Raw genomic sequence first — 11,037 nt, 5'->3', positions numbered from 1 at the left:
CCCCCCCCCCCCCCGCCGCCCCCCCCCCCCCCCCCCCGCCCCCCCCCCCCCCCGCCCGACCGTCCCCCCCTCCCACCGCGACCGCGCGAGGTGCCGACGCCCGCGCCCACCACCGGACAGATCCTTGACGAACTTCTGCTGATCGCCGCCCTTGAAGTTGAAGCGACCGACGTAGGTGCGCGACGGGATCTCGTAGTTGCCGATGCGGATCTGGTCGGAACCGTCGGAAATCTGCTGGAACACAGTCTTGCTGCCGTCGAGGTCGTCGCGGCTCTGATCGACGCAGGCCAGTTGCACGGTTTCGCCGACTTCGATGCTGCCCGAATCCGGCTGCTCCTTGCCCATCAGCATGCGGAACAGGGTCGATTTACCGGCACCGTTACCGCCGATCACACCGACGATGGCGCCCTTCGGCATCGAGAACGAAAGGTTGTCGATCAACACGCGATCGCCGTAGCCCTTGGTGACGTTCTTGAATTCGATGACCTTGTCGCCCAGACGCGGGCCGGCCGGGATGTAGATCTCGTTGGTTTCGCTGCGCTTCTGGAATTCCTGCGATTGCATTTCTTCGAAGCGTTGCAGACGTGCCTTGGATTTCGACTGGCGGGCTTTCGCGCCTTTGCGCACCCACTCCAGTTCTTCCTTCATGGCTTTTTCGTGCGCCGACTGCTGCTTGGATTCAGCGGCCAGACGATCGGACTTGGCTTCGAGCCAACCCGAGTAGTTGCCTTCGTATGGAATGCCCGCGCCGCGGTCGAGTTCGAGAATCCAGCCAGCGACGTTGTCGAGGAAGTAACGGTCGTGCGTGATCGCAACCACGGTGCCCGGGAAGTCGTGTAGGAAATGCTCCAGCCACGCAACGGAATCGGCATCCAAGTGGTTGGTTGGTTCGTCGAGCAGGAGCATGTCCGGAGCGGACAGCAGCAAGCGGCACAGGGCCACGCGACGCTTTTCACCACCGGAGAGGAATTCGACCTTGGCGTCCCACGCCGGCAGACGCAGTGCGTCGGCAGCGACTTCCAGTTGGCGATCAAGGTTGTGACCGTCGCTGGCTTGCAGGATCGCTTCGAGCTTGGCCTGTTCAGCCGCCAGTTTGTCGAAGTCGGCATCTTCTTCAGCGTAAGCCGCGTAGACCTCGTCCAGGCGGGCCTGGGCGTTCTTGATCACGCTGACCGCTTCCTCGACCACTTCACGCACGGTCTTGGTGGGGTCAAGTTGCGGCTCTTGCGGCAGATAACCGATGTTCAGTTCCGGCATCGGGCGCGCTTCGCCTTCGAACTCGGTGTCGACGCCGGCCATGATTTTCAGCAGCGTGGACTTACCCGAACCGTTGAGGCCGAGCACGCCGATCTTGGCGCCGGGGAAGAAGGACAGCGAAATGTTTTTGAGGATTTCCCGCTTCGGCGGAACAACTTTGCCCAGCCGATGCATGGTGAAGACGTATTGAGCCATGGAGAACCTTGGGTCAGTGACAGATGAATGATTGCAGCGCGGGCGATGCCCGGCCAGACCATGCGCGTCGTTCACTTGATGGTTATCAATGCGTGCGCGCTGAAAAAGTCTGAGTCTAGGAGCTGGAACGCTCCCGCGTAACCGGCAAAGCTACCTGATTGACCAGTGGCAGTCCAGCCGAGCGGGGCTGGCACTTCGCCACAACTCAAGGCATGCTAGCCGCCCTTTGGGCGTCCGGCTTATAGTGCACGTCGCGCCAGTCCAGCCAGACCGCAGGATTACAGCTTGTCCAATGTCACTCCGCCAGCCTCTGTGAGCAGCACCCCTCCGGCGCCCGGCTCACCCCTGCGCGGGACATTAAAGGGTGCGCTGGCGACTTTGGTGCTGTTGCTGCTGGCGTTGCTGTTCTGGCAACTGCTCGATCAACTGCGCGAGACCCAGAAAAACCAGCGCCAGTACACCATCGATTACACCGCCGACCTCGCTTCACAAGTCAGCCTGAACATGGCGCTGAACGCGCAAATCGCTCTCAACCTGCTACCGATCGTCGAGCAACCGCAAACCGCCGACGAACAGCAGGCGCTGCTGCGCAAACTTCAGCAATCGCTGCCGGATCTGCGCAGCATGGCGTTGCTCAGTCCTTCCGGGCGAATCCTCAGCGACAGCGCCGCCGACAGTCACGACGCCGATTACCTCACCGAACTGGTTCGGCGCAGTCGTGCTCAGGCGCACTACTTCAGCAACGCTGATGACGGCTCGGTGGTGCATTTGTTGCTGCATCAGGCCAGCGGCAGTTCGCGCGGTTATTGGGCCTTGCGCCTGACACCGACGTTTTTCGATTCGCTGACCAAACAGGGTGAAACCGGTCTGCGTCCGTTGTGGCTGGTGGAAAACCGCATCAACCATCAGATCGTCAGTCGCGATAAAGCGTTGCCCTCGGCCAAGCCCAGCGTGCTTTCCCCTGACGATCTGGCCGACACGGTGCTGACTGTGCCGCTGAGCAGCAGCGACTGGCAGTTGCGCGGTCTGTTCGACCGTCAGCGCGTGCTCGAAGAATTGCTCCCGGCGTTTATCGGCAAATGCCTGCTCGGTCTGGCTTTCTCGCTGCTGCCGGTGATCGCGCTGTTGAACATGCGCCGCCGTCAGCGCCAGTTGCATGAAGGTCGCCGGCGCTATCAGGATATTTTCGAAGGCACCGGCGTGGCCTTGTGTGTATTGGATCTCTCTGGCCTGAAACAGGTTTTCGAGAAAGCGCAGATCCAGACCAGCGACCAGCTCAAAGCCTGGCTCGACCAACCGGCGCAGCGCCAGCAATTGCTACAAGAGTTGCGCGTCACCGAAGTCAACCAGGTCGCGTTGCAACTTCTCAACGTCAATTCCTGCGAACAAGCGTGGCAACTGTTGATCGACGGTCATCCGCACCGTCAGTGCGCGATCGGCAATCAAATCCTCGACGCCGTGCTGCAACAGCAAAAGCAGCTGGAACTGGAAATCAAACTGGCGGACATCAATGGCCGCGATCAACACCTGTGGATGGTCTTGCGCCTGCCGACCGAGCAGCACGATTACACGGCGGTGATCCTCAGCATCAACGACATCACCAGCCGCAAACTGGTCGAGCTGTCGTTGCTGGAGCGCGAAGGGTTCTGGTCGGACGTGGTGCGCACCGTGCCGGATCATCTGTATGTGCAGGACGTGATCAGCCAGCGGATGATTTTCAGCAACCACCACCTCGGGCAAACCCTCGGCTACAACCGCACCGAACTGCACCAGATGGGCGAGTATTTCTGGGAAATCCTCCTGCACCCGGAAGACGCCGATTATTACCACCGCTCGCGTCAATCCCAGCGCCATGCCGGTTACAGCCAATTGCTGCAATGCCAACTGCGCTTCCGCCATCGCGACGGCAACTGGCGGCGCTTTGATATTCGCGAACAGGCACTGGCGCGCGACAAGCATGATCAGGTCACGCGGATCATCGGCGTGGCCAAGGACATCACCGAGCAAATTGAGGCCAGTGAGTCCCTGCGCGACAGTGAGCAGCGTTATCGCATGCTCGCCGAAAGCATCAGCGACGTGATTTTCTCCACCGACAGCAAGCTCTCGCTGAACTACGTCAGCCCGTCGGTGCAGGCTGTGCTGGGCTTTGATGCCGAGTGGATTTTCCAGAATGGCTGGCAATCGATCATTGCCAACCCGCAGCAATTGAGCGGCATCTACACGCTGATGGATCGGGTCAGCAAGTCGCTGAATAAACCCGAGCAACTGGCGCTGTTGCGCGGTCAGGTGCAGACGCAATTGTTCCTGTTCGACTGTCTGCGCGCCGATGGCCGCAAGATTCCAATCGAACTGCGTCTGGTCTTGGTGTGGGATGAGCATGGCGGTTTTGAAGGCGTGCTCGGGGTCGGTCGCGACATCAGTCAGCAGCGCCGCGCCGAAAAAGACCTGCGCATGGCCGCCACCGTATTCGAACACTCGACCTCGGCGATCCTGATCACCGACCCGGCCGGTTACATCGTTCAGGCCAACGAAGCGTTCAGTCGCGTCAGCGGTTACGCGGTCAGCGAAGTGCTCGACCAGTTGCCAAACATGCTCACGGTCGACGAACAGCAGGACGCACATCTGCGTTACGTGCTCAAGCAGTTGCATCAGCACAGCACATGGGAAGGCGAAGTCTGGATGAAGCGCCGCAATGGCGAGCATTATCCGGCGTGGGTCGGCATCACCGCGGTGCTCGACGACGAAGGCGATCTGGCCAGTTACGTGTGTTTCTTCAGCGACATCAGCGAGCGCAAGGCCAGCGAACAACGCATCCACCGCCTCGCTTATTACGACGCCCTGACCCACTTGCCGAACCGCACGCTGTTCCAGGATCGCTTGCACACCGCGCTGCAATCGGCCGAACGACAGAAGTCGTGGGTGGTGCTGATGTTCCTCGACCTCGATCGTTTCAAACCGATCAACGACTCCCTCGGTCACGCTGCCGGTGACCGCATGTTGAAAGACATGGCCACGCGTCTGTTGGCCTGCGTCGACAACGACGACACCGTCGCGCGCATGGGCGGCGATGAATTCACCTTGCTCCTGCAACATCGCTCCAGCCGTGAACTGGCGCTGAACCGGGCGATTCATGTCGCCGAGCAGATTCTCGCCAGCCTGGTGCGACCTTTTGTGCTGGAAGGCCGCGAGTTTTTTGTCACCGCAAGTATCGGCATCGCCCTGAGTCCGCAGGATGGCAACGAACTCAGCCAGTTGATGAAGAACGCCGACACCGCGATGTACCACGCCAAGGAACGCGGCAAGAACAACTTCCAGTTCTATCAGGCCGACATGAACGCCAGTGCGCTGGAGCGTCTGGAGCTGGAAAGCGATTTGCGCCACGCCTTGGAACAAGACGAATTCGTCCTGTATTACCAGCCGCAATTCAGCGGCGACGGCAAACGCCTGACCGGCGCCGAAGCGCTGCTGCGCTGGCGTCACCCGCGTCGTGGCTTGGTGCCGCCGGGGGATTTCATTCCGGTGCTGGAAGAACTCGGTCTGGTGGTCGACGTTGGCGATTGGGTGATCAGCGAGGCCTGCCGCCAATTGAAAACCTGGCACCAGAACCGTGTGCGCGTACCAAAAGTGTCGGTAAACATTTCGGCGCGGCAGTTCTCCGATGGCCAACTCGGTACGCGGATCGCCACGATCCTGCGCGAAACCGGCCTGCCGCCGGCGTGCCTGGAACTGGAGCTGACCGAAAGTATTCTGATGCGCGAAGTCAGCGAGGCGATGCAGATTCTCGCCGGATTGAAAAACCTCGGCCTGAGCATTGCGGTCGATGACTTCGGCACCGGTTATTCATCGCTGAACTACCTCAAGCAGTTCCCGATCGATGTGCTGAAGATCGACCGCACGTTTGTCGACGGTTTGCCGTCCGGCGAGCAGGACGCGCAGATTGCCAGGGCGATCATTGCTATGGCGCACAGCCTGAATCTGGCGGTAATTGCAGAGGGTGTGGAAACCCATGAGCAGCTGGATTTCTTGCGCGAGCACGGTTGCGATGAGGTTCAGGGGTATCTGTTCGGACGGCCGATGCCGGCCAGTCGATTTGAAGCGCAGTTCAGCAACGATGCGTTGTTCATGTTTGATTAGATTGATAAACGGTAAACATGATTTACATATTAAAAAACCTCGTATCTGCGCTGCTTTTCACTCGCTTCAATGCTCAACCCACAAGTAGAAACAGTTAACGCCTTTGCAATATAAACGTCCATGTTAAGTTCATTACATGACTGCACGTCATGGAACTCTCACACTTTAACAGGACTGTAAAATGAGCACGGATCGCCAGAAATCATTTATTGGAACACTCAGTTGCGAAGGCGCCCCTGTTTGTACTGAATGGGTCTTTAGCAACGAGCGTGGAGGCTACAAGCTGTTGGTCATCAATCCAGATAAGGATCCGACCCTCTTCTATTTCCGTCATGAGCACGAAACCTACATCCTGTACGTCCGTGACGAGCCCGGCGTGGTACAACTGGCCAATCTCAACACTCACGGCGAGTTGGCCATCAGTTCGCCCTCTGAAGCACACGAAACACGCTTCGATATTGGCGGCATGTCACTGGAAGACATGCACAGTGACTCGATTACTTCATCCATCGCCGTCAAAGGCCAGCGCCCGCTGACGCTGGATGTCAAATATGGAGGGCGATACGCAAACGGCGAACGGGAGAAAAAAATTTACTTCAAGTCCGAAAACAACAAACCCACGGCCCTGTTCACCGTCAACATAATTGAGCGTAACGCGGGCCACGTCGAATACCCTGATGAAGTTTGACTACGCCCTGATTAGTTGCAACTAAGGCATTAAATCAGACCGTGTGATCATCGTAGCGGCGACAAATCCTTCCGCGAGCAGACCCGGTCCAATAGTTGACCCCGCGTTCAATTATGAAGTCCGGTTTGCTCGCGAAAGGATCGGAAAAAGCACCGCACATCTGTCATGAACGCCACTTGTCTGCGACATGATGCCGTTTCATATGCCATCTAAAACCCATTGGGTTAGAATGCCTCCCTTTTCTGCCCCCCGATCCTTGAGGACCGCCATGTTCAGCCGTGATTTGACTATTGCCAAGTACGACGCCGACCTTTTTGCCGCCATGGAGCAAGAAGCTCAGCGCCAGGAAGAACACATCGAGCTGATCGCTTCGGAAAACTACACCAGCCCAGCGGTGATGGAAGCTCAAGGCTCGGTGCTGACCAACAAGTACGCTGAAGGCTACCCAGGCAAGCGTTACTACGGTGGTTGCGAGTACGTCGACATCGTTGAGCAACTGGCTATCGACCGCGCCAAAGCGCTGTTCGCCGCCGATTACGCCAACGTTCAGCCGCACGCCGGTTCGCAAGCCAACAGCGCTGTCTACCTGGCGTTGCTATCGGCCGGCGACACCATTCTGGGCATGAGCCTGGCCCACGGCGGTCACCTGACCCACGGCGCCAGCGTTTCCTCCTCCGGCAAGCTGTACAACGCTGTGCAGTACGGCATCGACGCCAACGGCCTGATCGACTACGACGAAGTCGAGCGTCTGGCGGTTGAGCACAAGCCAAAAATGATCGTGGCCGGTTTCTCTGCCTACTCGCAGATCCTCGATTTCCCACGCTTCCGCGAAATCGCTGACAAAGTCGGCGCTTACCTGTTCGTCGACATGGCTCACGTGGCCGGTCTGGTCGCCGCGGGCGTCTACCCGAACCCGGTGCCTTTCGCTGACGTCGTGACCACCACCACGCACAAGACCCTGCGCGGTCCACGTGGCGGCCTGATCCTGGCGCGCGCCAACGCCGACATCGAGAAGAAGCTGAACTCCGCGGTATTCCCGGGCGCCCAGGGTGGTCCGCTGGAGCACGTGATCGCTGCCAAGGCGATCTGCTTCAAGGAAGCGCTGCAGCCTGAGTTCAAGGCCTACCAGGAACAAGTGGTGCTGAACGCCCAGGCCATGGCCGAAGTGTTCATCGAGCGCGGTTTCGACGTGGTTTCGGGCGGTACCAAGAACCACCTGTTCCTGCTGTCGCTGATCAAGCAGGACATCTCCGGTAAAGATGCTGACGCCGCTCTGGGCAAAGCGTTCATCACCGTGAACAAGAACTCCGTGCCAAACGATCCACGCTCGCCGTTCGTTACTTCCGGCCTGCGCTTCGGTACTCCGGCTGTGACCACTCGCGGCTTCAAGCAAGCCGAGTGCAAAGAGCTGGCCGGCTGGATCTGCGACATCCTGGCTGACCTGAACAACGAAGCGGTGATCGACGCCGTTCGTGAGAAAGTCAAAGCCATCTGCAAGAAACTGCCGGTATACGGCGCTTAATTGCGACGTTAAATCCGCAGCATGAAAAACCGGCCAAGTGATTGGCCGGTTTTTTTTCGCCTGCAAAAAGATCAAAAGATCGCAGCCTTCGGCAGCTCCTACAGGTGAACGCATTCCAAATGTAGGAGCTGCCGAAGGCTGCGATCTTTTGATCTTAACCACCGGTCAGACCGGTCATGCCAATTTCGCGCTTCCCCCTTGTATTCAAGAAAAACCCCAGCGTAGACTGCGCCTGCACTGGACATACCGGTAAGACCACAATAATTAAGTCCTGAATCTGATGCGTTCAAGCGCACGGCAGCCAGGACACCGACCAGGATTCCTCCCATGCTCAGATGGTGCTCGCGTTCAATCTTCCTCCAAGTGGTTCTCGGACTGGTGCTCGGCATCGTCTGCGGGCTGACCCTCCCTGAATACTCGGCCCAGCTCAAACCGCTCGGCGACGGTTTCATCAAACTGATCAAGATGCTCATCGGCCTGATCGTGTTCTGCGTAGTGGTCAGCGGCATCAGCGGCGCGGGCGATCTGAAGAAGGTCGGGCGCATCGGCCTCAAATCGGTCATCTACTTTGAAATCCTCACCACCATCGCCTTGGTGATCGGTCTGGTCTTCGCCTTCAGCACCGGCATCGGCAGCGGCGCGAATATCCATCTGGAGCAGTTGTCCGCTGCCGACATGGGCGACATCGCCCAGCGCGGCCAGCACATGCACACCACCACGCAGTTCCTGATGGATCTGATCCCGACCTCGGTGATCGGCGCCTTCGCCGACAACAACATTCTGCAGGTGCTGCTGTTCTCGGTGCTGTTCGGCAGCGCGTTGAATCTGGTCGGCGAAGCGGCATCCGGGATCTCGCGACTGATCAACGAACTGAGCCATGTGATCTTCCGCATCATGGGCATGATCGTGCGTCTGGCGCCGATCGGCGTGTTTGGCGCCATCGCCTTCACCACCAGCAAATATGGCCTCGATTCGCTGCAGCATCTGGGCAGCCTGGTCGGCTTGTTCTACCTGACCTGCATGGCTTTCGTCGCGCTGATTCTCGGTACCGTAATGCGCCTGTCCGGCCTGCGCATGTGGCCGCTGCTCAAATACCTGCGTGAAGAATTGCTGATCGTCATGGGCACCGCTTCGTCTGACGCCGTGTTGCCGCAGATCATGCGCAAACTCGAACACTTGGGCATTGGCAGTTCGACGGTCGGGCTGGTGATTCCAACCGGCTACTCGTTCAACCTCGATGGTTTTTCGATCTACCTGACGCTGGCCATTGTGTTCATTGCCAACGCCACCGGCACACCACTGGCTATGACCGATTTGCTGACGATTCTGCTGGTGTCGCTGATCACCTCGAAAGGCGCCCACGGCATTCCCGGTTCGGCACTGGTGATTCTGGCGGCGACACTGACCGCGATTCCGGCGATCCCGGTGGTCGGCCTGGTATTGGTGTTGGCCGTGGACTGGTTCATGGGCATCGGCCGCGCGCTGACCAACCTGATCGGCAACTGCGTCGCCACGGTTGCGATCGCGCGCTGGGAAAAAGACATCGACGTGCAGCGGGCAAACAAGGTGCTCAACGGCGAACAGGGCTATAACTTTCAGCCGAGAAAAACAGCGGCACCCGCCCACCAACAGGAATTCTGACCTGTAGGAGCTGCCGCAGGCTGCGATCTTTTGATCTTGCCTGCGGCTTGCACGAAGGTTCACGGAGCAAAACAAGTGATAACCACATCAACCGTAGTCAACTCAGTCGTCGAAAAACTCCGCGCAGCCCTCGCCCGCGGCCAATGGCGCTCGGGCGACATGCTGCCGGGCCAGCGCGAACTCGCCGAACAACTGGGCATCAGCCGTCCGAGCCTGCGTGAAGCGGTGATCGTCCTGGAAACCCTCGGCCTCGTCCGTTCGATGCCGGGCAAAGGCGTGGTCGTCCTCGATGCACAACTCAGCGACAGCCAAAGCCACGACAGCGCAGTCGCCGGGGCCAGTCTCGAAGATGTCCTGCAACTGCGCTACACCCTGGAACCGTTCATCGTCGGCCTGGTGGCGCAGTCGATCAGCAGCAAGGAAGTCGGCCAGTTGCGCCTGACCCTGATGGACATGCGCGAAGCCCTTGAGGCTGGCGACAGCGAAGCCGGGGTCAGCGCCTACATCGCTTTCCATGAAGAGCTGTTCACCCTGACCTCGAACCCGATCTTCCAGAGCGTGGTGCAGCAAACCAGCAATGCCCTCAAGCAAAGCGCCGAAGTGTTGCGCAACTCGCCGGAACATCTGGCCGAACGCCTTGAAGAAAACGAAGCCGTGGTACGCGCGATCCGCAGCAAGAACAGCGCGCAGGCCAGCGCGGAAATGCGTCGGCACATTCTGCAAGAAGGTCAGCGCATGGGCATCGAGCTGAATATTCCGGATGACAACCTGAGTCGCTGATTCCTACAGGAGACAGGCCATGAACAGTTTCACTTCAGCGTCGCCCACTCGCGAGAGCACGACGCCCCTGCCCTTCTCTCGCTTGCGCGCGCCGGCGGAGGATCTTTACCCGCGACTGTTCGATGCGATTCTGGAACAGCGCCTTGATGCGGACAGCCGTTTCACCGAAGACAGTTTGAAAGACATGTTCGGCGTGACTCGCGCGGACGTGCGGCGGGTGCTGACGCAACTGAGCCATGAACAAGTTGTTGTGCTGCGCGCCAATCATCGTCCGCGTGTGGCGGCGCCGGATCGCGAGCAAACGCGGCAGACCTTGCATGCGCGGCGATTGGCCGAGAACACGTTGGTGCGGTTGGCGTGTCAGCGTCCGCAGGCTGAGGGTTTGAAACGCTTGCGTGGGTTGATCGAGCGTGAGCGACTGGCGGTTGAGCAGGATCGGCGCGGGGCGGCGATTCGCTTGTCGGGGGAGTTTCATCTGACGTTGGCGAGGATGGCGGGGAATGTGCCGTTGGCGCATTTTTTGGGCAGTCTGGTACCGCTTACTTCGTTGGCGATTGCGCGGTGTGAGGGTTCTGCGCGCAGCTGTTGCGCTTGGCGGGAGCATTTGGCGCTGGTTGAGGCGGTTGAATGTGGAGATGCTTCCAGGGCCGGGATGTTGATGAATCGGCATTTGGATCATCTTGAGCAGACACTATTGGGTTCAGACCTTGAAAATTGTGTTGCCGGGTAGATTGCCATCGCGGGCAAGCCTTGCTCCTACAAAGTCATACCCATAACTCTGTAGGAGCAAGGCTTGCCCGCGATGGCGTCAGCCCTGACC

The 11,037-nt window shown here is 59.0% G+C and carries 7 protein-coding genes; 6 read left to right on the top strand and 1 reads right to left on the bottom strand.

The window, feature by feature from the left end:
- On the bottom strand, positions 1-1,452 hold a 1,452-nt coding region (ettA, locus tag ACIP1X_RS20965; protein WP_400754802.1), incomplete at its 3' end, for an energy-dependent translational throttle protein EttA.
- 285 nt (positions 1,453-1,737) lie between these two features.
- On the opposite strand from ettA, the gene morA reads away from it, so the two are divergent.
- The 6 genes from morA (at position 1,738) to ACIP1X_RS20935 (ending at position 10,947) form a co-directional block, all read left to right on the top strand.
- Entirely contained in the window at positions 1,738-5,586 is a 3,849-nt protein-coding gene (gene morA / locus ACIP1X_RS20960; RefSeq protein WP_159813577.1) for a cyclic di-GMP receptor MorA, read from the top strand.
- 181 nt (positions 5,587-5,767) lie between these two features.
- Complete coding sequence (locus ACIP1X_RS20955) at positions 5,768-6,274, top strand: hypothetical protein (RefSeq protein WP_400754799.1); 507 nt, start codon at positions 5,768-5,770, stop codon at positions 6,272-6,274.
- A gap of 268 nt (positions 6,275-6,542) precedes the next feature.
- Positions 6,543-7,796, top strand: a complete 1,254-nt coding sequence (glyA, locus tag ACIP1X_RS20950; protein WP_400754796.1) for a serine hydroxymethyltransferase — start codon at positions 6,543-6,545, stop codon at positions 7,794-7,796.
- Positions 7,797-8,123: 327 nt separating this feature from the next.
- Positions 8,124-9,437 (top strand): C4-dicarboxylate transporter DctA, encoded by a 1,314-nt coding sequence (locus tag ACIP1X_RS20945; RefSeq protein WP_159813579.1) that lies wholly within the window; start codon positions 8,124-8,126, stop codon positions 9,435-9,437.
- Between the two features lie 75 nt (positions 9,438-9,512).
- Positions 9,513-10,217, top strand: a complete 705-nt coding sequence (locus ACIP1X_RS20940; protein ID WP_053124015.1) for a FadR/GntR family transcriptional regulator — start codon at positions 9,513-9,515, stop codon at positions 10,215-10,217.
- A 19-nt stretch (positions 10,218-10,236) separates the two neighbouring features.
- Positions 10,237-10,947, top strand: coding sequence for a GntR family transcriptional regulator (locus tag ACIP1X_RS20935; protein WP_400754793.1), 711 nt, complete (start codon positions 10,237-10,239; stop codon positions 10,945-10,947).
- Positions 10,948-11,037: the final 90 nt, after the last annotated feature.

Source organism: Pseudomonas sp. NPDC088885 (genome assembly GCF_044750025.1).
Lineage (GTDB): Bacteria > Pseudomonadota > Gammaproteobacteria > Pseudomonadales > Pseudomonadaceae > Aquipseudomonas > Aquipseudomonas rustica.
The sequence above is the reverse complement of the archived record's forward strand: the minus strand, read 5'-3'. Positions and strand labels throughout refer to the sequence as shown.